This is a genomic window from Lysinibacillus odysseyi 34hs-1 = NBRC 100172 (assembly GCF_001591965.1).
In the GTDB taxonomy this organism is placed as follows: Bacteria; Bacillota; Bacilli; order Bacillales_A; family Planococcaceae; genus Lysinibacillus_B; species Lysinibacillus_B odysseyi.
In genome coordinates this window covers 226791-252667 of the sequence record NZ_BCVX01000008.1, presented here as the reverse complement: position 1 = coordinate 252667, position 25877 = coordinate 226791, and the positions used below count along the sequence as shown (strand labels likewise).

Below are 25877 nucleotides of genomic sequence, written 5' to 3'. Positions count from 1 at the left end.
AAAAGGGTCAGTAGCTCAGTTGGTAGAGCATTAGATTGAAGCTCTAAGTGTCGGCGGTTCGATTCCGTCCTGACCCACCATAAGACAATACATAATTAATAGTAAGTGTGTTAGTATAAGGGGCCTATAGCTCAGCTGGTTAGAGCGCACGCCTGATAAGCGTGAGGTCGATGGTTCGAGTCCATTTAGGCCCACCATATATTGTTCCGAAGTAGCTCAGTGGTAGAGCAACCGGCTGTTAACCGGTTGGTCGTAGGTTCGAGTCCTACCTTCGGAGCCATGGCCCGTTGGTCAAGTGGTTAAGACACCGCCCTTTCACGGCGGTAACACGGGTTCGAATCCCGTACGGGTCATTTTTAAAGTATGTAGCGATTGCTGCATACTTTTTTTATTTTGTTATTCTCGGCTTATTGGAAATGAGGATGGGATATGCTTAAGAAAAGACTATTTGGGTGCAGTTGGTTGAATCATTAATGTTTGAAGAATGAATTAGAGGGTTATCAAAAAGAAGCAGTAAGAGGAATTTATAACGATATTAAAAAACCCTCTACCGTCTAAACGGTAGAGGGTATATAAGCTTTCTTAATGGCAAAAGCCACGATGCCGCGACATTATAGAAAGTTTTAAACCACACTTCTCCAATGTGTGGACAGGGATGTTTTGTATTATTATTAATTGTTTTATTTGTTGGCATATAAGGCTTCTTGTATCGCATATATGCACATTAGTTGTTATTTATTATAGTTTGCGCCCATTTTTAACCCCATATTAACCCCACTTTAACCCCGGGGTTACGACTGCTTCTTAACTCGGAATAGAGTATCCAGCTTATCAGCTGCAGCACGGTCAGCAGACTTAAATGCATGACCATACGTATTCATTGTAACGGATATATCGGAGTGTCCTAAACGTTCACTGATAATTTTGGCATGCACTCCTTGGGCAATTAAAATACTCGCTGACGTATGCCGGAGATCATGCAGGCGTATATGCCGTATTTCATTTTTTCGTGTGAACTTCACCCATCGCTGGGTAGGGCTAGTTGGATAGAGATGCTTGCCATTCTCAGCAGTAAATAACCATTCTCTTTCTTCTTCCTTCCATTCTTCGCCCATCGCTAACTTTTCTTTTACCCAGAACTTACGATACGCCTTTAGCTCATCAATAACTGAATCCGGCAGGGAAACATATCGCTTGGAGTTTTTAGTCTTGGTAGTTTTAATATGCGGCCCTTGTTTAGTTAATACAATCGTTTGCCTAATATAGATCTGTTTGTTAACGAAGTCTACATCTTTCCATTCCAATCCCAGCAACTCACCTTTACGTAACCCAGCAGCCAGTGCAAGAGTGAATAACATCCTCCACATGTAGGGTTCGCTTTGTAAGAGCTGCATAAGCGTATCGATCTCTTCCTCTTCATATACTTGCATTTCCTTCTGTTGATCTACGGTATCATTAGGTCTAGGCTTCTCAATACCGTCCATCGGATTTTTTTCTAATACCCCCCATTTGACCGCATACTTAAAGACACTCTTTAATGTTCGGTACACATCCTGTTTACTGTGGTAAGAAAGAGCCTCTTCTTTTCCATCCTGTCTTTTCATTTCCCGTAGAATCTCCATCAAATGAAACTGATTGATCTGATCCATACGCATATGGCCTATTACTGGCAGCACATGCAATGTTAATTTCCTTTGATGATTCCCGTAGGTAGTCAAGGCGAGTGTGGAAGCAAAATCCTTTTCCCATTTTTCTGCGAAATCTTTGAATAAAAGCCTCTGAGGAGTTGTGTAGTTTCCTGATAATACCTCATCTTTAAATTTTAAATATTCACGGTCTAAAAATTCCTTTAATTGTTTTGGAGTCATTTTTTCGTCAATAGTAATTGATTTACGCTTTTTCGGGTATTTTCCAGTAGCGTCTTTAGGAAGATAAACCGTAAAGCGATACGAATTATCTCCCCGTTTTTCGATATTTGCCACAAAAATTCTCCTTTCTATGTAAAATAAGGAACAAACGTTCCCTTTTGTGTTATAATCATTATACATAATAAATGCCCTATTTTCTTAACAAATAAAATTATTAACAATATTGTAAAATAAATGGTATATTATTTATAAGTCAGTTGACTTATTTTTGGTCGTGAAGAGTAGGAATAACTACTCTTTAGTGCCTACTTCGACCCATTCGTATAAATCGTCGACATTGCAATTTAAGATTACCGATATATTCTTGGCAACCTTTAGGGACATGACGCGATTATTCTGGATATAGTGTTGTATTTGTTGAGGTTTCACATTTAGCCTTTCGGCTAGCTCAACTTGCGTCATATCTTTTCTATGTAATAGTTCACGAAGCAGGCATCTACCGACCGTATAAGTCAACGGATACCCTCATTTCTATATTTAGTTAAAGGTGGTTAGTGTATGTCAGAAGAAGAAATTAAATTACTAGTCGAGTTTACAAAAATAAAGGATGTTACAGAAGTGGAAGAGTTAAAAAGGTTAGTTTCTATTCTTCTTGAAAATCTCGACCGCCATCTCGATGTTGCTCATTAAGTATCTTCTTTCAGTTTCATCTAATGATTTAATGTAATCCATTAATTCCTTCAAAAAGGCCATATCACCAACAGTTAAATTTTCGTCTGTTGTTGCTACTGCCTGGTGCAACGATCCAGCAGAAACCTTTTGAGGGAAGAAATCATCTACTTTAACATCTAACGCTTCAGCTAAACTGAATAAAACATCTTGGTTAAGAGCGATAAGACCTTTCTCATAATTGGAAATGGTATTGTCGCTCTTATCAATTAACTTTCCTAATTGTTTTTGAGTCAATTTCTTTTTCTTGCGAAATTCTTTTATCTTATTTCCTGCAAAAATATTTAAATCTCTCTCGAAATTATCTTTTGTATTCATCATTTGACCCCTTTTTAGATTTAATTTATAAAATATTTTCTCTTTCTCTTTATTTATAGTCAATTATCATGTTTTGTTATATGTTCTTTTTATTTAATTTGGTTAATTATAATTTACATAAATTATACCATTAATATATACAACACTAAACAAAAATATTCGTTAAAAGTGAAATTTATTGTTGATTATCTCGGTGGTAGCGAGTATAGTATCTGTACAGGAGGTGTTTCGATGCAATGGAATTTAATAAGAATTAGAAAGGAGCGTAAATTGTCGCAAGAGCATCTAGCAACGCTGCTAGGCATCCATATCGCCACGTATGGGATGAAAGAACGTGGGGAACTTCAATTTACAGCTGATGAGATGTTCACGTTAAGGGAGTTTTTCGGAAAAAGGATCGAAGAGATTTTTTTACCTCGTAACCTCGGTGATACCGAAGTTTTGAAGGGGGGTATGTGAGATTGGAAAAAATCACTTTAACGGTTGCAGAAACAGCTGAATTAATCGGTGTAAGTGTTTCAACAATTTATGTTATGGCGAGGACAAATGAGATTCCTCACAAGAAAGTCCGAGGGCGTGTTTTATTCCATCGTCCGACAGTTGAAAAATGGTTGGCTGGCGAAGGTGAGGCGAATACAAATGAGCAATGAATTATTGGTGACAGAAAATATGGGCCTTGTCTATTACTTGGCAAACCGTTTTAACCATCCGGAGTTTGATTATGAGGATCTTGCTAGTATCGGTAAAATCGGCTTAATTAAAGCGAGTCAGAGCTATGACCAGAGCAAGGGAATAAAATTCGCTACCTATGCCGGTCGATGCATTCAAAACGAAATATTGATGATTTTCAGGAAAGGAAGATTGTTAACATCCTCTTTAGATGATCCGGTGAGAACCGAGTCAGAAAATATCACTTTAATGGATGTGATAGCTTCAGACGCATCTGTGGATGACGACATCGATCGGATATTTGCCATTCAGGAACTCCGGAGGGCAATCGAAAAGTTACCTGTGCGCGAACGATTCGTTGTCATGGCGTATTACGGGATAGACTGCGAGGCTGTTACACAGGCAGGCATAGCAAAGTATCTGCGCTGCTCTCAAAGACATGTAGCCCGAATCATCCGCGAAACTTTAAAAAAGCTACGCGAAGAAATGGAGGTGTCTATATGAAATTCAAGGTCCGTGACTGGTTGGCAATGTCTCCGGAAGAACGTCAGGTGGAGATCCGTAAAGCGATGGATAAGGTAGGCGTGTTCAAACAATAATACGACATTTTGAGAGGAAGTGATAAATGTGCCAACAGAAGAGAAAACAGTGTCTATAAATCTCTTATCTCCAGAGGAACTGCTTGCGGAAATATACAATCGCAAGGTTCCTGAATCATGGGAAGTACACCAAGATGGTGTACAACAAGGTATTCGTTATGTAGCTGCAGCCTATGGACTAAAAATTAAAGGAGTGAACTGTGAATGAAATCAACAGGCATTGTCCGCAAGGTGGACGAGTTAGGACGTATTGTATTGCCAATTGAATTACGTAGAATTTTGGGGATCGCTGAAAAAGATCCGGTAGAGGTTTTTGTAGATGAGGACCAAATCATTCTAAAGAAATACAAATCAAATATGATGTGTGCAGTCACTGGAGATGTATCGGATGACAATCATGTTTTGTTGGATGGCAAGTTAATTTTAAGCCGTGAAGGCGCAAAGACACTCTTTGGGCAATTACAAGAGCGTATAAAAAAAGGATGACAAAGCAATTAAATCAGAAGAAATTAATCGGCAGCACTTAATTGAGCAGGCATTAATCAACGAAGATAGAGAGCTGTTCATGCAGCTGACAGGAAGGTGACGCATTTGAAAGACAATATACCAACAGCAGAATTTTTAAATCAGCTATCTAAAGAAGGAATGGAAAGCTATAAGCAGGATGTTTTAAATGGTCCAGTTTTCAAGAAAATTATTAATCAAATTGAAGATGCTGCATTAGATGGTTACAAAGGTTGGCGGCGACCGTTGGATTCCCGTACAGATGAAATGAGAGCATTAAAAGTAATTCGTGAGGAATTGCAGTCTAGGGGCTTCTATTGTGAGTTTGAAACTGTACAGAAGAATGGCCTTCTAGGTGAGTACAAAGTCAAAATCTTTGTAGTTAAATGGGGCGAAAAAGAAGGAGATTGTGAAAGCAGTCATTGAACTATGAGGACAAAACAAATGCCAATTAAATATAAAAAAAGTTGCTAATCGTGGGGCGATCAGCAACTCCATAACTGGCCTTTGTGAATCATCGCAAAGGCTTTCCACTTACAAAAAAACTGCCGTACGCACTCTGACCAGTAAGTACGGTTCATTTGACAATTGCCAAATACTCTATTTCCAAAATATCACATGTTATGGCAATGAGTCAATTAGCGGCCTTGTAATAGGTATTAAGTTTACGACCATTACAGAAATATCCAATTAAGCAGCTGAGAGATTAGGAGATATGACAAGGGGGACCCTGCCATGACACCACCGTATCATGTGGTAGATTATGAGGATTTATTTGATATAGAGAGCAATGCATTTACTGACAGTGTAGAAGAGAGAATTGAGAGATTACGTGATAAGCAGGTGAGTAAATATCGTGTAAAGACAATTCGAAGCGGAAATATGCTGGAGGTTGAAGCTTATCCTTTGATGGCTATGCCAACAGGGGGGAAGAGAGGGAAGCGCAGAAAAGAGAGCAGCACTGCACAGCAAAACCTAAATGATAAAAATACGATTAAGCGAGTGACAAGAATCGTCCATACAAATTTCACGGAAAAAGATATTTGGGCTACCTGGACATATGCAAACGGTAAATTGCCAGCGGATCATGAACAGGCGAAAAAAGATATGCAAAATTTCATTAGACGCTTAAAACGCTGGTTGAAGAAGCAAAAGAAATATGAAAATTTTGAGCTGAAATATGTCTACGTAACAGAGTTTGATGATGGAAATGACAAAAAGGTACGTGTTCATCATCATATGATTACAAACTTTCCAGACCGTGATGCAGCAGAAGAATTATGGAATGGAGGGGGAAGAGTGCAAACGCGTAGGCTTCAACCAAATGATTTCGGCCTTGAGGGGTTAGTGCGCTATGTCATGAAGGACAAGAAGAAAAACCCTACAAAACGTTACACGATCAGCCGCAATATGAAACAGCCTAAAGTGACAATTGCAGACAGCAAAATGACTAGAAAACGTGCTGAACGTATTGCAATGGAGGAGGTTTGTGCAGAAGAGCTGTTCGAGAAGATGTACCAGGGCTATAAATTCAATGACATAGAGGTTAAATACAGTGAATTTTCTAGTGGAGTCTATCTGTACGTCAGGATGAAGCGGATAGACTCATTAGTTAAACATAAAGGGAGGTTTGATGAATGAAAAAGCAATACAGCAGAGGTCATACAAACAGGGGTTCCAAGTTAGAAATGCTTATTAATATGACGAATAACGAATATCGCAGCGCAGGTTTTGCAGATATCCGTAAAATTCCTACACCGACGAATATTGCAAAAGTTGAGGGGAAGAAAGTAGAGGCATATTTGGATAAAGCAACGTGGGTTGATTACAGCGGCATCTATAAATCGCATGCCCTAATTTTCGAAGCAAAGGAATCTACGATTGAACGCTTTACATTAGCGAACCTTGTGGATCATCAATATGAATTATTGAAATCGTGGCATAAACATGGGGCGGTCGCATTTTTAATTGTTGCGTTTTGGCTTAAAAACAAAAATGAGCCGGAAATTTATTATTTGAAATTTGAGCAATTAGCAGATTTTTGGGAGCAAAAAGACCGTGGTGGTTCAAAGTCGATTCCGATTTCGTATTTCCGGGAGAACTGCCAGCGCATTAAAGGGCGCGACGGATTTACAGCACATTATTTATTAGCAGCTGGCCTGCATGAGTAAGGGGTGATTGTGTGGATTTTGAAGAACGCATTAATAAATGGGCGGAAGGCAATGGGTACCGCTACAACGGGATAGAGAATGAAGAGGTACAGTTATCACGTATTTCCGATGGGTACCCCTTCTCGATTAAAAAAACATTGATAGAACAAATTATGCAGGATGAGGGGATGTAATTGGAACGTATCTGCGAAACATGCCGTAAAAGTTTTGATCCGAATGATTCTACTTCTTTCTTTTATTTCCGCTTTTGCAGCGAGGGGTGTGAAAATGCTGCAGAAGCACCAGGTAAAGAAAAACCTAAAGAACTCTATATGTATATGTGTCTTTCTCCATTTCCTATTTCGATTTATACCGATAAGGAAACAGGAGAAAAAGTGATGGTGGCGGGCGGTACAAAATGGTGCCGAGATGAAAGTAAAACGCGCGGGTTGAATCCTGTTCATTTGGAAAATTTGTCTGGACGTGCCGGTGAAAAGATTACGTGGCTTGAAATCAGTGAGGATGTGCTAGAAAAACACTTTCAAAGAGTTTAATTGATAGAAATGGAGATGAGATTATGAAATTACTAGTGCAATGTTTAGGTGGTTGGGGGCGTATTCAAAGAGAGGTTACGGTGAAAGAAATACATGAACATAAAGGTGTATTTATTGCAATACACCGTCCAGTTGATCAATACGATATTTGGATAGCGAGTGATTTAACAACAGGCCTTTTAATAACAAGTTCCATCTCAAGTAAACTTGTTTTAGCAAAGGCAAAGAAAAATATCGATAAGAACGAAGGGAAAACGTTAGCTTATCAATTTAATGGACTAAAGGAACTGTACAACTCAGGTCCAGGCGTTGATTTTAAATTAATAGAGCGTATTGAGCGTAAATGTGTCGCAAGGGGTACCTCATCAGTTAAGACAATTACGATAACAGGAGAATTTGCGGACGAGCTTTTTGTGCAGTAAAAGAAACAAAATGCGGATGAAGGAGGAACAAGTAATGACTATAAATGAATTGATTGAGCGGCTTAATAATGTGCGTGATAAAGATAAAGAAATAGACATTTCTATAAATGTCCAACACGGTGAAAAACCCGATATCACAATGATTGACCAATTTTCAGTAGTAATTAAGTGAAACATTTTGTTTAGTAAAAGGAGAGAATGAGATGGATATTAATAAAGAACCTATAATCGTTAAGTACCGCAAAAAGCAAAATGAATGTAAGTGTTGCGGTAGACCATTTACGGAAAGCGAATTCGGTGAATTGCGTGAATTCGAAGTAACAATGAAAAAATTCTTTGAATGGACTAACTGGAGTAAAGAAGACCTAAAAGATGTTTATTTAGAAGACCTAGACCAAATGGTTAGCGAATGGCTTTACGACACAATTAATTTTTATGCTTGTGATATGGAAGATGTCTTGCTTATTGATAAATCAGAGGGCAAAAGAATAGTGCAGATTGTTAAATCAGAAGTTGGACGTTTGAAGGGAATTTACTCAGCATAACGAGAATTATGTGTTGAAAGGAGAAACTTCTCACATGCTAGAATTAACTAAAAAGCGTAAGGTAACTACACGCAGAAATCATGAGTGTTTTGGATGTGGGGCGGCCATTGAAAAAGGAACCCAAGCGATTTATGTAACGGGAAAAGAAGATGGAGCGCACGTTAATTTCCATCTTCATGTAGACTGTCACTTGAAAGCTTGTAAGCAAAAATTATATGAACAAGGATTCGAGAAAGGTAGTCTTAATGCGCTGGATGTTTCATTGCAAAATTTCAGTGTCGCGAATGTAGAATTGCCGTTTTAAAAATAAAAGCATAAAAGAGGTGTTCTTGTGGACCAGCAAACAATAGATCGAGTAGCGGAGGTTGCAGCTAGACATGCGGTGGCGGCATATGAAGAGCAAAAAGGAAAAGTATATGAAAAAGAGCGCAGCAAGAGGTTACACAATGCCAAATTATTGCTGAAACATTACCGAGAGTTTAAGTCATATGTCGATAAGATAGACAACCGCGCCAAAGCATCTGTACCGAAAATCGCTATTAGGGAAAACGAAAACATTATTAATTTGATTGAGTTTGGTGAAGATATCGTCAGTTCGATTAAGGAAACTTCACAGAGAACAATTGCCATGGTCCAATACATCGACAGGGCACTGGCAACCCTAGAATACATTTATCAGGATGAGAACAATACCCGCTATTATAACATTTTGAAAAAACGTTATATGGACGGATTAACAATAGAACAGATCGCAGAGCTTTATCGGATGAACAATCGCAGTATTTATAAAGTACTGGATAGTGTAACGGAGCGGCTGGCCGTTTTATTGTTTGGTGTATATGGTATAAAGATAGAGTAGCAGGGCAGAAAAAGGGCAACACAAGGGCATTATGAAGATGCTAATATGAGAGTATGATATTTCTTGGTGTAGCTAATGCGGGCGTTACGGTTGCCATTGTAAATATCCTCCTTTCGTGAAGGTCGCTGTTTCTAAAACAGATAGCGGCCTTTTATTATGGTTAAAAAGGAACAAACGTTCTCTTTTGTGTTATTATAATCTTATAAGCAATATGGAATGGGGGAATATAATATGGAAGTAAATGGGGCGTCCAAGCAGCTTGAAATAGACAAAGTAAATGTTCTCTTAGTACTTTAGGTTTACCTGTTATTACAAATATTGTATAATGGAGAGTAATATTGTAAACATTAAGGAGTATATATATGACAACAGAAACTAAACAAGCATTCATAGCGAATTTTAACTGTACTTTCGGAAAGAAACATGAACCTATGTTAAATCATTTTTTCGATGTAATTCTTCCAGCATTTACTCAAGAATCAAAGGGTAAACCAAAAAAGTTTTTTTTTGAAAATGTCAAATTGACTAATGCACAAGGCGAGTTTGCATTAGCAGGATTAATTGTTAAAAGAACTACATTAGAGGTAAAATCCAGATACGTTGATGGACAACTAATTAAGACTAATGAAAATTATCCTTCAGATCCATATTCTTATTTTGTTATTAATTTGCAAAACCACCGAATGGTCTTAGTTAAAAACCAAAAAGGAAGTCCTACACTTTCCAATTTTGCGACTTTAGCAAGAGATGTATTAAAAAATTATGTTAGTGTAAAGAATTCTGAATTAAAAGATGAAGAGAAAATTCCTCAGGTATTACTCAATGTAGTAGCTATTCCGTTTCAGGGCGCAATATTAGAGGAATTAAAAAAAGTAAAAAAAATAAATAATGTTACGTTAAGATTTTATCCGTTAAATGGAGATATTATGGATAATGAAACCGTAGACCATTTAACAGAAACGCTTAAAAGCTTGGGAAGCAAGACGGGATCAGTTAGCTTTAATACGCCGACTGATAAAGATAATGTGGCAAAGGTTATTGAAGATACAAAAGGTTTAATGAAACCTACAATAAAAGTTGAATATAGTAACGGAACAACTGGTACGCTAAAGGATGGTTCATTTACCGAAGTAATGAAAATTCAAGTGGATGAAACTGAATCTTTTGGGAAAAACATTGATACAATTACAGGGAAGGTAATAAATAATCCTGAATTCAACGAAGTAAGCCAGGAAAACAGATCTATTTATAATAGGTTTTATGATAAGTTAGAGAAACATTATAAAAAGCTGTTCAAATAATAAAATAGATAAAGGTGGTATAATGAGCAACAAAGATAAGTTGGTTAACAATGCCCTAAATTTACTAGAATTAAAAAAGTTAAATTCTACAGCGCTTTTTAAAGAAAGCATTAAAAGAAACATGAAGATATCAAAAAAAAGGGCGATTTTCCTCATTTTTTTATTTCTTTTCTGTTTTTATGTATTATTCCGTATAGTCTTTCAAAAAACTCCTGCTATATCAATCATTTCAGATTTAACAGTAAATGTTAACACGGTCATAATACCAATATTTGCCGTACTTATCACTGGCTATGCAATTTTTCAAGCTTTAGCAAATGAGAACACCATTACAAATATGTTAACCGTAGTGAATGAAGGAGAAGATAAGATCTCAAAATTTGCTATTTATAATCTCTATTTTTTTGGTGTCATATGTTCTTATTTATCACTGATTATAATTAATTTCATTCTATTAGTTGTATTTAAGTATTTACCAGCAGATTGGTCAAATCCCTTTTTTGCTGAGACCACCAATGAAATTGTAGCAGCAATTTTAATAAGTATGTATGTAACTGTACTAATCAACTTCATGATAGAAGTGAAAAGCTACGTTTATAATTTATTTCAAGTGTTTCTTACTAATGCAATTGAGTCTGCAATTACTAGAGTTAAATCTGTTGAAGAAAAGCCTCATACAGCTCCTGCTGAAAGAACTAACCGACGTTTAAGAAAAAAAGGTAAGAGAAAGCGTTGAAATACTAAGAAAAATTATAAACAGGGTATATTGTGATTATTAAGAATATTCTCAGCGAAGTCTTATCCGTTTGGATAGGGCTTTTTCTTATGTAATAACCAACATTTAATTTAATTAATTATAAACTATGCGAAGAAGGCAAATAGAGAGAGGGAGAGAGAAAAGGTGGGAGCACATTAAAACGTTAGTTATGATACTTTTCCAAAGTAAGGTCCACGTGTAGGGAATTTAGTAGATGTATGCTTTCATTATGATACAAGCAAAAGAATTAAAGGAAGAATAGTCCGAAACGATTACGAAGAGCCAAGAGAAACAATTATCGCATTAGGTGATAGTCGATAGATGTTAGCGAGTGAATGTCAATACAGTGTTCTTTTTAAATAAAAGCCAAAAGTCACGCAAAGGGATTGTGTGGCTTTTTCTTATGTATGAAATGTGGCAGGAGTTTTAATTTAATTAATTTTAATCCTGTCAATCACTTCTGAGTATCTGATAACCCAAAAGTGGTTGATTGAAAATAGCCGACAAAATTAATTAAGCAATAAGTACACAACCAAACAAATTAAACACAACTCGAGACGAGTGAATTTAATTATCTGCATAGCTATCACCTGCCTTATGTAATTGTCTTTGTATTTTGTCCAGGAAATAAAATTTCATTCAATAAATTAAAGGCGTGAATCAAATGGATGCTTTTATGACGCAACAATTAGAAGAGATGAAAAAGGAATTCATTATACGTAAGACAGCAGGCGATTCAAACCCTTATTTCAAATTTATCTTTGAAGAAATAATGGAGTACCATTTTAACGAAATGTCCTCAGATAATCGATATGAATTGTTCGGTGGGTTGTGGGAAGGTGAAACAAATATGAATGCGGCTATTCAACTTTTCAAAGAAACACGCGAAAGAATTTATGAGTCAATCGATTTCCTGCATGAGGAAATAGCACACATTAAAAGTAATTTATCTGAAAGAGAAATGAAGGTTGAAAAGTTATTCAAGGAAGCAGCAGAGCTTACCAAAGCCATCGAAAAATTAGGTGGATGTTAGCAATGAAAATTTCACCAGAACGTATGCAAGAGCTTACTAACTTCATCGCACAACGGCAACTTATGAGGTTCTATAAATCGCGCGAGTGGATGACGCTGCGATTGGTCGCCTTGAAACGGGACAACCATGAATGCCAGATGTGCAAAAAGAAAGGGCGCTATCATAAGGCAGAGAATGTCCATCACTTGAAGGAAATCCTTACTCATCCGCATTTATCGCTGACACTCAGCAATCTTATGTGTTTATGTATCAGCTGCCATAATGAAATCCATGATCGGAAACCAAATGAACGCAAGCAAGTATTCACGAATGAGGAGCGATGGTGATATGAATCTAACAGATGGAGCATGGGTATTCGATCCGAAAAAGATAGATGAAGCAATCGGTAATGATTATCGTGGCTGGTATGAGCGAGATATGCTGAACGCTTTTACACGTCACGCTTATTATCTTTATCAGCAGATCCGAGACAGGGTGAATACTCGAAGGTGCAAGCACATGACGGTTGAGAAAGTCCTAAAGGGATTACAGGACGAGAATGTTCTGAAGAACGTATGTCAATCATTGAAAATCAGCGAGGAAGAAGTATTCTACATCGTTGATTTTGCCGGTAAACATTTGAAGTATGTGAAGTGAACACACCCCCGGGTCAAAAGTTTCGACTTTTTTAAGGACCCGGTTCAACGCAGGGGGTACCTCGGAGAAAATATTTTTTAATTTTTTCGCGCGAGGAAGTGCACACAAAAATTAAATGCATAAATATTCATGCAGAAAAGTGGGCGGTGATGGCGGATGGCACATGAAAAAGCATTTAAGGATTGGCTGAATGGCATGAAATACAAAGACATTGCAGAAAAATACAATGTCAAAATCGATACAGTAAAGTCCTGGTATAAACGGCACCGGTGGAAAGAGAAAAAAGAAAGATTGTCACGCGAAAGTGTGCAGGAAGAAGTTATCGAAGCCCACCTTTCTGTTGAGGTTATTCATAACAAGAATAAGCTACGGGCCATCATTGAAAAGGATCTAAAGGAGCAGCTGCAGGAAAAAGGGGTTACTCAATCCTACTTCATGAATTTGGTTGATGATTATATGGCATTGTGGGATGTAAAGAATATGCTCATTGAGGATATTAACAATCGAGGGGTCACTGTCCCTGGGATGCACGGTAAAAAGAAGAATGATAGTGTTGGTGAGCTGAATAAAACAAACGGCCAGATGTTAAAAATACTTGCTGAACTTGGATTAAAGGCAACAGATATAGAAGTGATAGTCGATGATGACGATGACGAGTTATAGTTACCATCCATTTATCGATGACTATATCGATGGCGTTAGAACCGGCAAGTACATTGTGCCCGAAGATGTAAAACTTCTTGTCAATCTGGTTGAAAGAAAGCTGCAGCAAGATAATGTAATAATAGATATAAACAAGATAACCGAAGCAAAAGAATTTATTGAACGCTATTTTCCGTTTGAACTATATCCAGCCCAGCTATTTGTTTTAGCTTGTATGGTCGGATTGTTTTATGATGACGGGACCCTAGTGTTTAATGAGTTCTTTTTATTATGGGGACGCGGTGCCGGCAAAAACGGATTTATTGCAGCCATATCAAAATACTTTATTGCCAAACAAGGTATTCGAGGCTATAACGTTGATATTGTTGCAACTTCCGAAAAGCAAGCGAAAACGTCGTTTGATGATGTGTACAATATTCTTGAAGATAATAAAACGAAAATGAAAAAACATTTCAAGTGGACAAAGATGGAAATCAGCCATTTGAAGAGCAGATCAAAATTGGAATACCATACGAACAACGCAAAAACAAAAGATGGTCTGCGCCCAGGTGCTATTATTTTTGATGAGGTACACGAATATGAATCGTATGACAATATCAAAGTTTTCACTTCGGCCCTGGGTAAAGTTCCACTGGCCAGAAGGATTTACATTACCACAGATGGATATGTTCGCGGCGGAGTCCTCGACGATTTTAAAGCGGAAGCAGAAATGATATTAAAAGGGGAGCTTCCTGATTCTCGCATGTTTCCTTTTTTGGCGCACATTGAAGATGAAGAGGAAATGCACGATGTGAAGATGTGGGAGAAAGCAAACCCCGGCATCAATTTTCTTCCACATTTAAAAAGTGAAATGCAGCTCGAGTACAACAATTTAAAAACTCGCCCGTCGTTAAAAATTGAATTTCTAACAAAGCGCATGAATATTCCATTTTTGCTTTCTGCTAACGGTGTTACGGATTGGCCAAAGATTGTAGCAGCAAGTAAACCCTTGCCGGATCTCACAGGCTTTGAGTGTGTTGGCGGCATTGACTATGCAGACATTCGCGACTTTGTGGGTGTAGGATTGCTATTTAAAGCAAACGGCAAACGGCACTGGATCCACCATACATTTATTAATCAGCGCAGTTTGAAATTATATGATTTTAAGGTGGATATTGATCTGGCGGTAAAGCAGGGACTGGCAACAATCATCCACGACGAGACAAATAAACCGGAGTATATTGCTGATTGGTTCCTGGAACAATCGAAGAAATATTACATCAAAACAATCGCAGCTGACCGGGTTCGTTTTAACCATTTGCAAAGCAAGTTTGATGAGTATGGATTGCCGCTCGAAAAATCAATAAACGGCGTGATTACTCACACAAAGCTAGAACCGATTGTGGAAGAAATGTTCGCCCATGAAAAGATTCTATGGGGGGACGACTTGCTAATGCGCTGGTATACGTGGAATACCTATGTAAAGCGTGATGGTAAAGGAAATATCACATATGAAAAGATTGAGCCGGAGTTAAGAAAAACTGACGGCTTTTTTGCGTTGCTGCATGCGCTGCAGCACGACCAGCTATTAGTTGAACAACAAGGGATCACGAAAGAAAATTTCAGGAAAACATTCAAGACTATGAGTTTTTAAAGGCAGGTGAGAATATGGGATTTGTAGATTGGGCAAAAGCGTTTTTCTTTAATCGGAGAGAGGGCACTTTAAAAGATTGTGTATCCCTTGAGATACAGGCTGAAGTCGTATATAAGCGAATGGCCGTTGAAACATGTATCGATTTAATTGCAAAAGCTCTGGCTCGGTGCGTATTTGAAACGTATAAAGAAGGCCGAAAGTTACGAGGTAACAATTATTACTTATTGAACGTGGAACCAAATTCAAATCAAAATGCGACAGAGTTTTGGTATAACAGCTTTCGCAAATATTTATATGAGGGCGAATGTTTGATTGTAATGGTAGAAGGACAGTTATTATTAGCTGACTCCTTTAGCCCTACGGAATACGCTCTATATCCAAATATTTATAAAGATGTCATAGTGAAAGATTTTCAGTTCAACAAACCTTTTTATGAACAGGATGTTTTTCATTTTAAGCTGACAGATGAAAATATTAAAACTGTTATAGATAGCTTGTATAAATCATACGGGAAGCTACTTGGCGCCACAATGAACGCATATAAGCGTAAGAATAATAAGCGCTGGTTTGCTAATGCCGATTATATGCGGGCTCAAGATGACGACACGCAAAAAGAAATCGATGATATGCTGCAGTCTCAATTGAAAGATTGGTTCGACCCGAATAAAGAGGCCGTAGTTTTCCAAAAGCAAACAGGTTATGAAATGGAAGACGCAAGCGATGCCAAAAGCGGTGTCAAAGCAGATAGCAGCGATGTTCGAAGCTTAATAGATGATATCTTTAATTTTGTGGCCATGGGCTTTCACGTGCCAAGAGCTTTATTGAAAGGTGATATTGCAGAGGTGGCTGAAAATATTGATAGCTTTATCATGTTTGCTTTAAATCCTATTGCTGAAATCTTCAGCGATGAGCTTAATCGTAAAATTTACAAACGCGACGGCTATATAAAGCGAAATTATGTGCAGCTTGATACATCAAAAATTAAGCTTCTTGATTTGACGGCTTTATCGACTTCACTGGATAAGTTATTTGCTATAGGAGGATTTACCATCAATGAAGTGTTGGAAGAACTGAGCAAGAATCCAATTGATGAGCCTTGGGCAAACGAACGGTACATTACGAAAAATTACCAAAAAGCAAGCATGCAAGAATCTTCAAATCAAGGAGGTGAGAATGAATGAAAAATACAGGAAGTTTCCCAGTGATGGCAAATGCCAAGCATCGTCGATTTAAAAATTCCCAGTATGCTGATTTAATACCGGAAATCCCGAAAAATTTTGCAGTAGAAGTGGATGAGGAAAAGGATGAAACCGTACTAACAGTGTATGGTGAAATCGGGGAGAGTTGGTGGTACGATTCTACTTCAGCAGGTGATATCGATCGCGCATTGAAAGAAGTAAAAACGAAAGGTATTACAGTACGCCTCAATTCTCCTGGTGGTGATGCGTTTGATGGTATTACAATCTACAACCGGTTAAAAGACCATGATGCTAAAGTAAAGATTATTGTGGATGGCTGGGCGTGTTCTGCAGCATCGATCATTGCAATGGCAGCAGATGAACTGATTATGAATACAGGTGCGATGCTGATGGTTCATGAAGCATGGACGTGGGCTGTAGGGTCCAAAGCAGATTTACAAAAAACTGTTGATATGATGGTTAAGTTAGATGAATCGCTTTTAGATATTTACATGACAAAAGCGAAATGTACACGCGAAGAAATGCAGCAGTTTGTTGAAAATGAAACATGGTTCACAGCAAACGAAGCTGTAGAACTGGGCTTTGCTACTGACGTAACTCAGGAAGAAGACAAACCAGTCAACAACAAAGTGGATGCCGAGCAATTTAAACAGGGTGTGCTGCAGCGCTTTAAGAAAGAACCAAAACAAACAATATTAACAAAATTCCAACGCGTCTCAAACGAGTAGGCGTTTTTATTTTGTCAAAAAACAGGAGGAATTTTTTATGCCACAGAAAGTAGAGCCAACAAAAGGTATTCAAAATTTGGATGATAATGAAGTGCTTAAAAATAAAGAGGCACAGATTGCGGGATTAAAGGCAGCCTTTGAAAATGGAGATGCTACAGAGGTAGCAGCGCGTATTGTACAGCAATACGAGGAAAATTTTACGCATTACCAAGATGTAATGAATACGACAATCCGAGAAGCAAAACGAGCTAATGAGCAGCAATGGGATGAGGCGGTTTTAGCTTCCCGTGGAGTACGACAATTAACTGCAGAGGAAAAACAATTCTATTCGAAAGCGATTGAAGTGGAATCGTTTGATGGCGTATTAGAGTTAATGCCTCCTACAGTGTATGATCGCGTATTTGAAGATCTAGCACAGGATCACCCTCTTTTATCCCGTGTGAACTTCACGCAGTTGTCAGCGACTACACAATGGGTAGTGCGCAAGGAAGGGGCAACTACGGCATATTGGGGCGATGTATGCGATGAAATTCAGGAAATGGTAGACAACGGCTTTAAAACAATCGAAGCCAAGGCATATAAGCTTTCCGGTTTCTTGGTTGTATGTAAAGCGATGTTTGAACTCGGACCTGCATGGTTAGACCGTTATGTGCGAGCGCTTATGACAGAAGTTGTAGCTGCAGAATTAGAAAGAACAATTGTTAACGGTACCGGTAACAAGCAACCCGTGGGGATGATGCGAAACCTTGACGGGGCAGTTGTAGGGGGCGTATATCCAGAAAAAGAGTCGGTAGAATTATTATCATTCACCCCTCATGAAATTGGCACGAAAATTCTTGCGCCAGCTACAAAAGAAGGCACACGCGATATTGGCAGAGTAGTATTAATTTTAAACCCTTACGATTTTTACGCTAAATTGTTTGCGTATGGCGCTAAACAACGAGACGACGGTGTTTGGATGTTTGGTAAGTTCCCGGTGCCTGATTTAGATATTATTAAGGTTGCATCGGTACCACGTAACAAAATGATTTCGGGTAATCCGAAAGATTATTGGTTAGGCACAGGCACTTCGACGCTGGAATCATCAGACCATGTACGTATGATTCAAGATCAACGTTTATATTTGACGCGCCAGTTAGTCAATGGGCAGCCGTTGGATAACGAAGCATTTACTGTGTTTGATATTTCAAATGCAGCAATCGACAGTGCACCAGATACACCGGACACGCCTTAATTGAGGAGGAGGGATAGCAATGATTACAGCAAGAGTAGTCAATTCATTCCAAGCTTTGGAGCATGATGGGCATATGTACGTAGCCGGGGATACATACCCGGCTGAAGGCTTTGAGGCCGATGAAAAGCGCGTTTATTTTTTAACTGGAGTACATCCGGAGTATAAAAAGATTTACCTGGCTGACGTGATGATCCAGGAGGAACCAGGAAAAGAGCCATTGGAGCCTTCGGATTTCCCGAAAGCAACTGGTGGAGGATGGTACACACTTTCTAACGGTGAGAAGGTACAAGGAAAAGACGAAGCTATTGAGGCGGAAAATGCGTTGCAAAGTGGTGAATAGCCATGGAGGAGCTGCTAACAGAATTAAAAAGTCGTCTACGCATTACATGGGATGACGAAAACAAAGAGCTAGAGCGCATTATCAAACGAGGAAAGTCTTACTTTTTGAAGCTAACAGGTAAGGCTTTTTCTTTTTCTTTGGATGAGTGGGAGACGGAATTGCTTCTTGAACGTTGCCGTTACGTATACAACAATGCAGCTGATGAATTCGAATTGAATTTTAGAGACGAGTTACAGCGTCTGATTCTTACAGTGGCTCTGGAAAAGAGGAAAGAAAATGGTGAACAAACGGATACGGGACTCGCTGAATGACGGCTTTGCTTACTACGGTACAAAGGAGACACGGCGATCTGAGCGCGGTAAACGGATAGGAGAAAAGTTTGTAGAAATGGGGCGGCTGGCTTATCAGGAAATGTCTTCTCGCGAGCAAGATTTTGACCTAGTGCAAGCAATGAGTCGAGCGCTGGATTTAAAGATCCGTACCCTGCGGCCTCCACACCTCGACAGGGCGACGCTCAGTAAATTGAAGATGGTAATTGATGGTATTGAGTACGATGTCATCCGGGTAGACAGCGACCGTGAAAAACGGTATCTGTACTTTTATCTGCAGGAGGTGGGCGCATTTGAGCAGGACAAAGCAGAAAATGCAGGAGCAGATTGACGGAATCATCACGGCTCTCGAATCATTTGGGTTGGAAGTATACGAGGATGAGCTGAGTGAGGATGAAGAAGCGGCTTATAAAAAAGGACAGTATCATTTCTTTGTGTATGATACAGGAGATATGCAACTGACAAATGACTTTAAAAGTATCAACCAGGAAGTCGCCGTCTATTACTATTCCGAAAAGCGGGATGATTTGGATGAGCGAACGGTCGATATCATTTTAGCTCTTAAAAACGTGCCCATGTTTACCCTGCAAAACACATTTAAGGATCGCCTGAAACGGAAAGATACGGACAATTATGTTGATCGTATCACCCTTGTTTACAATCGACGGATTGTAGTTGGTCAGATATGAGAAGTCTAATAGAGTTTGGCAATTTAACGGACCTAAATGACCGGTTACGGCAGTTCCCAAACCGTGCGGAAAAGGCAGTCAACAAAGCCCTGCATACAGAAGGGGTAGAGGTCGTTGCTCAAGAGATGACAAACCTGATCCCCGTCTCCAAAAGGCAGAAGAGGCATGCGAAGGACAGCAAATGGTATACGCACCAAACAGGAAATCTGGAATTCGTGGTCAAGTCAAAGGGCGGAGCAGCCAATAAAAAAGGCTCCTTTGGATATCTTGTTTTCCCTGATGAGGGACGCGGCTCCAAAAATAAGGTAGCTCAAAATTTTAGCAAGCGCTCATTACAAAAATCAACGCCTAAAGTGCTGCAGAAAATCCACGGCGCTTTGGATAAATTAATAGAGGAGGGCTTATAATGCCGACAAGTACAGTAATTGAAGAGTTTGACGCGATGCGTATTACAAACGCCAGCGTGCAATTTAAAAAGAAAGGTACGCAACAACCTGGCCAGAAGTTCGGGGCGATCGGTACCATTTCAGGTGATACGGAATCCAAGACAATCACGAAAGTAGAAGAAGGGGTAGAGACAAAGAAAAAGGTTATCCCGCAAAAAATGAACCTATCCATCTCGGCACATATTCCAGTTGCGGTGGCGAGAGAATATTTTGGTTTGAGCAATGAAGGGTTGAAGCCTGGTATTTATTCATACGGATCGGACTCGCTAGGTACAGACTTTGTTTTGACAGCAGATGTTATCGATGATTTTGAAGATGTTAAAAAGCTAATCGCATTCCCGAATGCTTCTAACTCAGGAGGCTACACTCTCAATATTGAGAACGGGCAGGAGGAGGTCGCATTGCTTGAAATGAGTGTCACAGCACTAGTCGATGATAATAAAAAATTCTACTATGAGGCATTTGTCGATGAATTGGAAGACGCCACTATTGCTGAAAAATGGCACACGAACTTTACACCGGAATTAGTAGCGGTACCAGATACGCCTTAATAACTGTAGCACCTCCACCATGTGGGGGTGTTTTTTATTTATTCATAAGGAGGAACGGACATGAGAGTACAAAAAGTGGAGCTGAAGGAGCTTGAATTTGTTGAAGTAAATGGTGAATTCGAACAGCAATTTACCAATCAAAAAACATATCCGGCGTTTTTAACAAATGCGGCCATCAAGCGCGGACATGATATGGGCATGATCGAGTCGTCCCTTTGGGAGGATTTGCTGAAAATCAAAGGGCTGGAGACAGTTGTGAACGGAGCTGATGAGGAAGCAGCACTGCAAGCTATGAATACTTTTGATGAGCAAAAGCTGATAAGCGTTGTTTACTTGGCTGTAATCGGCGCCAACAGACAGCTTTCTTACTCTTTCGAGGAGTTCCTGGAGCGCTATCACTATAGCTTTGAAGAGACGATCCAGCTGTATGCAAATTTACTAGTCAATATGATTTCTTCCTCCCCGAATGAATTTTCAAAAGAGCTGACAAAAGCCACGAAAAAAAGTAAAAAAAAACGTCGGTAAAAGCGCCAAACCTCATCATCAAATGTGTGGAGGACATATACACGCTGTACGTCCTGAAATCCGGCATCGATCCGGAAACGTTTTGGCATCAGCCAATCCGGAGTGTTGAGCGGATCTATGCCAATAAGCTTGCGTTTGATGGTTGGGAAAACAGCCTAGCAGGGGAGTGAGGAGATGGCTGGGAACAATAATGAGATTAATATTACCTTTAAGGCGTTCAATCAGGATTTTAACAAGTCTATCAAAGAAATGAATGCCGAGGCGGCTACGCTGAAGCAACAGATGAAACTGCAACAGGAGCAAATGAAACATACAGCTTCCGAGACGCAGCAACTAGAAGCAAAAATGAACAGCCTGCAGCAGATTTATGAGGTAGCACGCCGTAAAACACAGGCGACAGCAGATGCGATTTCCCGTGCTAAACAGCTATGGGGCGAGAATTCAGAGGAAGTCAAAAAGCTGGAAGCCCAGCTCACACGTCACCAGATTGCCGAGCAACAGGCGGCCAATGCCATTACAGCTACCCAACAGGCTCTACAGCGTGCCCAACAAGCGCAGGCTGACCAAGCAGCTTCCTTGCGACAATTAAATAATCTTTTCACGGTCACTGGTCAATCTGTCAGTGACTTTTCTAATGTTCTGGGGCAGGATTTGACGAGGGCCATTCAAAACGGGACAGCTAGTGCTAGTCAGTTGGATCGAGCATTCAATCAGATAGCTCAGGCTACCCAGGGAGCTTCTGCAAACGTTAATCAGGTGAGACAAGCTTTGGCTCAATTAGATGCCGGGGCAAGCGTGCAGAGCGTTCAAAACAGTTTACGATCACTTAATACCGTCACACGGACAGCGGCCGATCAGACAAGGGATTTACAGCAAGCCATGCGCCTGCAACAGGAAGAAATGAAGCATACAGCTTCTGAGACACAACAGTTGGAAGCGAAAGTCAATAGTCTGCAGGCCATACACAATTCCATGCAGCGCGAGACGCAGGAAACTACGCAGCAGCTATTGGCAGCAAGAGCAGCATACGGAGCTAACTCCAGAGAGGCCCAGCAATTAGAGGCTCAGCTACAGCGGAATCGTCTCGCCCAGCAACAGACGGCCAATGCCATTACAGAAACAAATGCGGCATTAGCCCGTGCCCGGCAGGAGGAGCAACAAGTAGCAGGAGCTATGCAGGATCTAAATAGGATCTTTGCATTATCTGGCCGGACGCTCACAGATTTTACTGATGTATTAGGTAATGACCTGACACGTGCTATCCAGGAGGGACGCGCTTCCTCTGCCCAACTTGATCAGGCTCTTGAACGGATTGGCCGATCGGTAGTCGGCACGGAAGTGGATGTCAATGAGCTACGACAGGCTTTGCAAAATCTCGGCTCCAGTGGCAACCTTGATACCTTACGGCGAGACCTGGAAGATTTGTCACAGGGGGCAGATGATGCACGTGATGCTGTAGAGAATTTAGGCAGCGAGTTGGCTGGACTGGCAGCGGGTGCTGCAGCCGGTGTCGGGCTAGGAAAAGTTATCGAAGAATCCTTATCGGCAAGTGATACAAAAGCGAAAATCAATGTTGTTTTTGATGTTCCGGAATCATCCAAAGCGAGTATCCGGGCAGCCATTGCAGATGTGACAGCCTATGGAGTGGAGGGCGAGGACGCCCTCGAAGGCCTACGTCGCCAGTGGGCGCTCAATAAGAATGCTTCCGATGAAGCGAATCGGGCCATTGTTACTGGGGCTGCCGTAATTACAAAGTCGTATCAAGGTATCGATTTTGTTGAATTGGTGCAGGAAACGAATGAAGTTTCGAAAGCTTTAAAAATTAGCGATAAAGCGGCGCTGGATTTGATTAATAGCCTATTGAAAGTCGGTTTTCCACCTGAACAACTGGATATCATTGCCGAATACGGAACTCAACTGCAGCGCGCCGGCTTCCAGGCAAAAGAGATAAAGGGAATCATGGCAGCAGCTGCAGCAGCAGATTCTTTTAATATCGATAATCTCCTCGACGGTTTGAAAGAAGGACGTATTAGAGCAGCAGAGATGGGCGTGGGCCTATCCAATAGCATGAAAGATGCTGTTAAGTCTGTTGTGGACAACACAAAAGCAGCCACTGACGAACAACTAGCGGCTATGTCCAGCACATTTGCCAAGCAGGAGGACGCACTCTCCAAGTCACTCGAAAGACGCTACAATGCCATTTCCAAGTCTTACGACAACCAGAAAAAAGCATTAGATAAGGCGTTGGATAACGAGTACAGGGCGGCTGAAAAGTCATATGAAAAACAGGAGACGGCAAAAGAAAAGTCTCTGGAAAAGCAATATGAAGAAGCAGAAAAAATGTATGCGAAGCAGCTGGACGAACTGGAGAATTCCCTAGAAGCCGAACTCGAGGCTTATGAAAAAGCAGCAGATGCCAAAATTGCGCTGATCGATAAGGAGTACAATGAGAGATTAAAGCTGATTGATGAGGAGCGCTATCGCAAGGTTAAAGCAATTGAGGATGAGATAGCGCAAATCAATGCTACCCAGGCAGCAGAGGACAAGCGGCGTAAAGAGAGGGAGAATGCCGAGAAACGATCCGAGCTTCAGGCTAAAATCCGGACAGCAAAAAATGCGAAGGACCGGCAGGATGCCACAAAGGCCCTGCGCGATTTCGAAGAATCGCTCCGGATCGAAAAGGTAAAAGAGGAACGCCAGGCACAAATTGAAAGTCTCCGTACTCAGAAGGACTCTATCAAAGAAGCATTCGACGAACAAAAGGATGCCTTAAAGTCAGAATACGACGAGAAAAAAGAGCAGACGAAAGAACAGCTGGATGCTGATAAAAAAGCCATGAAAGAGCGTCAGGACGCTGAAAAAGCTTCTTTGAAGGCATCCAACCAGGAACGACTGAAACTTCTAAAAGAGGCAAATACAGCCGAAATCAATGCCTATAAGGAAACGAATCGAGCAAAACTCGAATCGCTCCGAGAAGAACATGCGACCCGAAAAGAAGCGTTAAGTGAGCGACTAAATGCTGAATTATCTGCCGTCCGTGAATCACACCAGGCAGAATTAAGCTCTTTCCGTGAGATGAATCAACAAAAGCTTGATTTAGCGAAAAATCCACCTGATTCTGCAGCTTATAAGGCTATTGAGGGTCAACTCGAAAGCTGGGGAAAAGCTATCGCAAAAGGCGGAGACGAAGGTGCTAAAGCTTTCGAGGATATGACTCGGTGGCTTAACGGTCTGGAAGATGCGACCCTGAAAAACGCTATAGGAACCGAGCTTTTTGGAACGATGTGGGAAGACCAAGGGCAGAACATTATCGATTCCATTTTAAATGCTGATGGCGCCTTGCAGGAATTGAACAAGTCTCAAAAATCTTTAAATAAAGATATGGATGATATAGATGAGAGCGCTATGGTGAAGCTACAGCAAGCAGTTTCCGATTTAAAAGTAGCGCTGGATCCTTTGTTAAATGTGATAGCCGATGTAATAGGTGCCATCGCAGAATGGATGTCTAAAAATCCAGAACTTGCATCGGCTATCGTAGCAATTGGCTCAGCTATTGGCATATTCATGGGCCTCCTCGCCGGACTGGCGCCTATTGTCACGGCTGTTGCAAGTGTTATCGGTCTGGGTGGGGGTGGACTAGGGCTCTCCGGTGTGCTTGCTAATCTTGCATCTAAAGTGTTGCCGTTGCTGATGAGAGCTTTTAGCGCCTTAACGGGACCAATCGGGATAGCGATTGCAGTGTTGACCACCGTCGTACCTTTGATTATTAAACACTGGGATTCTATAGCAGGCTTTTTCCAAAAGTTATGGGACACCGTAATTGGCATCTTTAAATCTGTGGGTGGTGCCATTGTCAGCTTTTTAAAGGAAAATTGGGCAACCATCCTTGCCGTCATAACGGGTCCGATTGGCATTTTAGTGAAAGCCATTGTTGATAACTGGAGCACTATTAAAAATAAAACAGTAGAAATTTTCACGGCCACGTCCAAATTCTTTTCAGATATCTGGTCCAAAATTTTAGAGATAGCAAAAACAGTCGTCAGCAAAATCAAAGGTTTCTTCTCCTTTAGCGACATGCTAGCAACCGTTAAGGAAAAATGGAACGGCATTTATTCGGCAATTAAAGGACCCATTGAAAAGGCACGTGATGCAGTAAAGTCGGCCATCGATAAAATCAAAAGCTTCTTCAAATTTGAGTTTGATTGGCCAAAATTAAAAGTCCCGAAATTCAGCATTAAGGGATCCATTAACCCGTTGGATTGGTTCGACGAGGGGCTTCCAAAAATCGATATTAAGTGGTTTGCAAAAGGCGGCATCATGACAGGTCCTACTGTCTTTGGTGCTACTGGAAATTCACTACTCGCAGGCGGAGAAGCGGGTCCGGAGGCAATCCTCCCATTGAACGAGCGCGTTTTAGGGACGATTGGGAATGCCATGTTTAAGGCATCTGGAGGGCAGCAAGAACCTCAAGTTATCCAGCATAACTATGCGCGTATGTTAGAAGGGGCTGTTTTCCATTTACGAGAAGAAGCGGATATCAAAAAAGTAGCGCGCGAATTTTATACCTTACAACAAAAAAACAGAAAGGGGAAATAG

The 25877-nt window shown here is 40.4% G+C and carries 37 protein-coding genes and 4 tRNA genes; 38 read left to right on the top strand and 3 right to left on the bottom strand.

Annotated elements, in window-relative coordinates; genetic code table 11:
* Positions 1-4: 4 nt before the first annotated feature.
* From BOD01S_RS14810 to BOD01S_RS14795, 4 genes are all read left to right on the top strand, one after another.
* A tRNA-Phe gene (locus BOD01S_RS14810) sits at positions 5-80 on the top strand.
* 40 nt (positions 81-120) lie between these two features.
* A tRNA-Ile gene (locus BOD01S_RS14805) sits at positions 121-197 on the top strand.
* An 8-nt stretch (positions 198-205) separates the two neighbouring features.
* Positions 206-280: transfer RNA gene (locus BOD01S_RS14800), tRNA-Asn, on the top strand.
* 1 nt (position 281) lies between these two features.
* A tRNA-Glu gene (locus BOD01S_RS14795) sits at positions 282-353 on the top strand.
* A 438-nt stretch (positions 354-791) separates the two neighbouring features.
* Here BOD01S_RS14795 and BOD01S_RS14790 read toward each other — a convergent pair.
* The 3 genes from BOD01S_RS14790 to BOD01S_RS14780 form a co-directional block, all read right to left on the bottom strand.
* Complete coding sequence (locus tag BOD01S_RS14790; RefSeq protein ID WP_036150154.1) at positions 792-1982, bottom strand: tyrosine-type recombinase/integrase; 1191 nt, start codon at positions 1980-1982, stop codon at positions 792-794.
* A gap of 177 nt (positions 1983-2159) precedes the next feature.
* On the bottom strand, positions 2160-2384 hold the full coding sequence (locus tag BOD01S_RS14785) for a helix-turn-helix transcriptional regulator (RefSeq protein WP_036150153.1): 225 nt from the start codon (positions 2382-2384) through the stop codon (positions 2160-2162).
* 120 nt (positions 2385-2504) lie between these two features.
* Positions 2505-2915 (bottom strand): helix-turn-helix domain-containing protein, encoded by a 411-nt coding sequence (locus tag BOD01S_RS14780; RefSeq protein ID WP_052124653.1) that lies wholly within the window; start codon positions 2913-2915, stop codon positions 2505-2507.
* Between the two features lie 231 nt (positions 2916-3146).
* Between BOD01S_RS14780 and BOD01S_RS14775 the strand changes: the two genes are divergently transcribed.
* The 34 genes from BOD01S_RS14775 to BOD01S_RS14625 all read left to right on the top strand — a co-directional run bounded on the left by BOD01S_RS14775 (position 3147) and on the right by BOD01S_RS14625 (position 25877).
* Positions 3147-3374 carry a helix-turn-helix transcriptional regulator gene (locus tag BOD01S_RS14775; RefSeq protein ID WP_036150152.1) on the top strand — a complete coding sequence of 76 codons (228 nt, stop codon included), beginning with the start codon at positions 3147-3149 and terminating at the stop codon, positions 3372-3374.
* A gap of 2 nt (positions 3375-3376) precedes the next feature.
* Positions 3377-3565 carry a helix-turn-helix domain-containing protein gene (locus BOD01S_RS14770; protein WP_036150151.1) on the top strand — a complete coding sequence of 63 codons (189 nt, stop codon included), beginning with the start codon at positions 3377-3379 and terminating at the stop codon, positions 3563-3565.
* Positions 3555-4088, top strand: a complete 534-nt coding sequence (locus tag BOD01S_RS14765; RefSeq protein WP_052124652.1) for a sigma-70 family RNA polymerase sigma factor — start codon at positions 3555-3557, stop codon at positions 4086-4088. The genes BOD01S_RS14770 and BOD01S_RS14765 overlap by 11 nt, the downstream gene beginning before the upstream one ends.
* Positions 4089-4211: 123 nt before the next feature.
* Positions 4212-4391 (top strand): hypothetical protein, encoded by a 180-nt coding sequence (locus BOD01S_RS14760; protein ID WP_036150150.1) that lies wholly within the window; start codon positions 4212-4214, stop codon positions 4389-4391.
* Positions 4388-4669, top strand: a complete 282-nt coding sequence (locus BOD01S_RS14755; RefSeq protein WP_036150149.1) for an AbrB/MazE/SpoVT family DNA-binding domain-containing protein — start codon at positions 4388-4390, stop codon at positions 4667-4669. The genes BOD01S_RS14760 and BOD01S_RS14755 overlap by 4 nt, the downstream gene beginning before the upstream one ends.
* Positions 4670-4774: 105 nt before the next feature.
* Positions 4775-5113 carry a hypothetical protein gene (locus BOD01S_RS14750; RefSeq protein ID WP_036150148.1) on the top strand — a complete coding sequence of 113 codons (339 nt, stop codon included), beginning with the start codon at positions 4775-4777 and terminating at the stop codon, positions 5111-5113.
* Positions 5114-5422: 309 nt separating this feature from the next.
* Positions 5423-6328 (top strand): rolling circle replication-associated protein, encoded by a 906-nt coding sequence (locus tag BOD01S_RS14745; protein ID WP_063180357.1) that lies wholly within the window; start codon positions 5423-5425, stop codon positions 6326-6328.
* A complete protein-coding gene (locus BOD01S_RS14740) occupies positions 6325-6858 on the top strand; it encodes a Holliday junction resolvase RecU (protein ID WP_052124683.1) in 534 nt (177 codons plus the stop codon). The genes BOD01S_RS14745 and BOD01S_RS14740 overlap by 4 nt, the downstream gene beginning before the upstream one ends.
* Positions 6859-6869: 11 nt before the next feature.
* Positions 6870-7031, top strand: a complete 162-nt coding sequence (locus BOD01S_RS23035; RefSeq protein ID WP_156117001.1) for a hypothetical protein — start codon at positions 6870-6872, stop codon at positions 7029-7031.
* Entirely contained in the window at positions 7032-7391 is a 360-nt protein-coding gene (locus BOD01S_RS14735; protein ID WP_036150535.1) for a hypothetical protein, read from the top strand. It begins immediately after the preceding gene.
* A gap of 23 nt (positions 7392-7414) precedes the next feature.
* Positions 7415-7813, top strand: a complete 399-nt coding sequence (locus tag BOD01S_RS14730; RefSeq protein WP_036150531.1) for a hypothetical protein — start codon at positions 7415-7417, stop codon at positions 7811-7813.
* Positions 7814-7847: 34 nt separating this feature from the next.
* Positions 7848-7985 carry a hypothetical protein gene (locus BOD01S_RS23030; protein WP_156117000.1) on the top strand — a complete coding sequence of 46 codons (138 nt, stop codon included), beginning with the start codon at positions 7848-7850 and terminating at the stop codon, positions 7983-7985.
* A gap of 31 nt (positions 7986-8016) precedes the next feature.
* The gene (locus tag BOD01S_RS14725; protein ID WP_036150529.1) at positions 8017-8358 is read left to right on the top strand and encodes a hypothetical protein; all 342 of its coding nucleotides are present in this window, start codon (positions 8017-8019) and stop codon (positions 8356-8358) included.
* A 34-nt stretch (positions 8359-8392) separates the two neighbouring features.
* Positions 8393-8662, top strand: coding sequence for a hypothetical protein (locus BOD01S_RS14720; RefSeq protein ID WP_036150526.1), 270 nt, complete (start codon positions 8393-8395; stop codon positions 8660-8662).
* A 27-nt stretch (positions 8663-8689) separates the two neighbouring features.
* Positions 8690-9217, top strand: coding sequence for a hypothetical protein (locus BOD01S_RS14715; RefSeq protein WP_036150524.1), 528 nt, complete (start codon positions 8690-8692; stop codon positions 9215-9217).
* Between the two features lie 362 nt (positions 9218-9579).
* Positions 9580-10518, top strand: coding sequence for a hypothetical protein (locus tag BOD01S_RS14710; protein WP_036150522.1), 939 nt, complete (start codon positions 9580-9582; stop codon positions 10516-10518).
* 22 nt (positions 10519-10540) lie between these two features.
* Entirely contained in the window at positions 10541-11254 is a 714-nt protein-coding gene (locus tag BOD01S_RS14705) for a hypothetical protein (protein WP_036150520.1), read from the top strand.
* A gap of 697 nt (positions 11255-11951) precedes the next feature.
* Positions 11952-12308: a hypothetical protein gene (locus tag BOD01S_RS14700; protein ID WP_143815076.1), complete on the top strand. Its 357-nt coding sequence runs from the start codon at positions 11952-11954 to the stop codon at positions 12306-12308.
* Between the two features lie 2 nt (positions 12309-12310).
* Positions 12311-12634, top strand: coding sequence for an HNH endonuclease (locus BOD01S_RS14695; RefSeq protein WP_233153205.1), 324 nt, complete (start codon positions 12311-12313; stop codon positions 12632-12634).
* A gap of 1 nt (position 12635) precedes the next feature.
* Positions 12636-12944, top strand: a complete 309-nt coding sequence (locus BOD01S_RS14690) for a hypothetical protein (RefSeq protein WP_036150502.1) — start codon at positions 12636-12638, stop codon at positions 12942-12944.
* A gap of 156 nt (positions 12945-13100) precedes the next feature.
* Positions 13101-13607, top strand: a complete 507-nt coding sequence (locus tag BOD01S_RS14685; protein WP_036150498.1) for a P27 family phage terminase small subunit — start codon at positions 13101-13103, stop codon at positions 13605-13607.
* Entirely contained in the window at positions 13594-15240 is a 1647-nt protein-coding gene (locus tag BOD01S_RS14680; protein ID WP_081977862.1) for a terminase TerL endonuclease subunit, read from the top strand. Before BOD01S_RS14685 ends, BOD01S_RS14680 begins: the two co-directional genes overlap by 14 nt.
* Before the next feature lie 14 nt (positions 15241-15254).
* The gene (locus BOD01S_RS14675) at positions 15255-16421 is read left to right on the top strand and encodes a phage portal protein (RefSeq protein ID WP_036150495.1); all 1167 of its coding nucleotides are present in this window, start codon (positions 15255-15257) and stop codon (positions 16419-16421) included.
* Positions 16418-17167 carry a head maturation protease, ClpP-related gene (locus BOD01S_RS14670; protein WP_233153204.1) on the top strand — a complete coding sequence of 250 codons (750 nt, stop codon included), beginning with the start codon at positions 16418-16420 and terminating at the stop codon, positions 17165-17167. The genes BOD01S_RS14675 and BOD01S_RS14670 overlap by 4 nt, the downstream gene beginning before the upstream one ends.
* Positions 17168-17204: 37 nt before the next feature.
* Positions 17205-18401, top strand: coding sequence for a phage major capsid protein (locus BOD01S_RS14665; protein ID WP_036150493.1), 1197 nt, complete (start codon positions 17205-17207; stop codon positions 18399-18401).
* 19 nt (positions 18402-18420) lie between these two features.
* A complete protein-coding gene (locus BOD01S_RS14660; protein ID WP_036150490.1) occupies positions 18421-18741 on the top strand; it encodes a hypothetical protein in 321 nt (106 codons plus the stop codon).
* Positions 18742-18743: 2 nt separating this feature from the next.
* On the top strand, positions 18744-19052 hold the full coding sequence (locus BOD01S_RS14655) for a phage head-tail connector protein (protein ID WP_036150487.1): 309 nt from the start codon (positions 18744-18746) through the stop codon (positions 19050-19052).
* Positions 19018-19401: a hypothetical protein gene (locus tag BOD01S_RS14650; RefSeq protein WP_036150485.1), complete on the top strand. Its 384-nt coding sequence runs from the start codon at positions 19018-19020 to the stop codon at positions 19399-19401. The genes BOD01S_RS14655 and BOD01S_RS14650 overlap by 35 nt, the downstream gene beginning before the upstream one ends.
* Complete coding sequence (locus tag BOD01S_RS14645) at positions 19364-19759, top strand: hypothetical protein (protein ID WP_143815075.1); 396 nt, start codon at positions 19364-19366, stop codon at positions 19757-19759. Before BOD01S_RS14650 ends, BOD01S_RS14645 begins: the two co-directional genes overlap by 38 nt.
* Positions 19756-20166 carry an HK97-gp10 family putative phage morphogenesis protein gene (locus BOD01S_RS14640; protein WP_036150482.1) on the top strand — a complete coding sequence of 137 codons (411 nt, stop codon included), beginning with the start codon at positions 19756-19758 and terminating at the stop codon, positions 20164-20166. Before BOD01S_RS14645 ends, BOD01S_RS14640 begins: the two co-directional genes overlap by 4 nt.
* On the top strand, positions 20166-20756 hold the full coding sequence (locus BOD01S_RS14635) for a hypothetical protein (RefSeq protein WP_036150481.1): 591 nt from the start codon (positions 20166-20168) through the stop codon (positions 20754-20756). Before BOD01S_RS14640 ends, BOD01S_RS14635 begins: the two co-directional genes overlap by 1 nt.
* A 60-nt stretch (positions 20757-20816) precedes the next feature.
* Positions 20817-21281, top strand: coding sequence for a hypothetical protein (locus tag BOD01S_RS14630; RefSeq protein WP_036150479.1), 465 nt, complete (start codon positions 20817-20819; stop codon positions 21279-21281).
* Positions 21282-21307: 26 nt separating this feature from the next.
* Positions 21308-21451: a hypothetical protein gene (locus BOD01S_RS23390; RefSeq protein WP_156116999.1), complete on the top strand. Its 144-nt coding sequence runs from the start codon at positions 21308-21310 to the stop codon at positions 21449-21451.
* A gap of 4 nt (positions 21452-21455) precedes the next feature.
* On the top strand, positions 21456-25877 hold the full coding sequence (locus BOD01S_RS14625; protein WP_052124682.1) for a hypothetical protein: 4422 nt from the start codon (positions 21456-21458) through the stop codon (positions 25875-25877).